The sequence below is a fragment of the Pseudoalteromonas aurantia genome, assembly GCF_005886875.1.
GTDB classification, from domain to species: domain Bacteria; phylum Pseudomonadota; class Gammaproteobacteria; order Enterobacterales; family Alteromonadaceae; genus Pseudoalteromonas; species Pseudoalteromonas aurantia_A.
In genome coordinates, this window is the sequence record NZ_PNBY01000207.1 from 1 (window position 1) to 240 (window position 240).

1 protein-coding gene is annotated in these 240 nt (G+C 36.2%); it reads left to right on the top strand.

Annotation, left to right across the window (positions count from 1 at the left end):
* Positions 1–232: integrase core domain-containing protein (locus tag CWC18_RS20660; protein ID WP_171041190.1), on the top strand; the 232-nt coding region annotated here is incomplete at its 5' end.
* Between the last annotated feature and the right edge of the window lie 8 nt (positions 233–240).

Genomic DNA, 240 nt, shown 5'->3' on the forward strand with positions numbered 1-240 from the left:
TCGTGGTAATTGCTGGGATAATGCACCAATGGAGCGCTTTTTTAGAAGCTTTAAAACAGAATGGATGCCAACAGTTGGCTATCAGAATTTTAAAGAAGCTAAATTCAGTATTAGCGATTATATAAATGAATATTACAACTACGTTAGGCCGCATCACTATAATGCTGGCCTAGCACCAAATGAGTCTGAAGTAAGATATAAAGATTCTAAAACTGTGGCCAAAATTAGTTGACCACTACA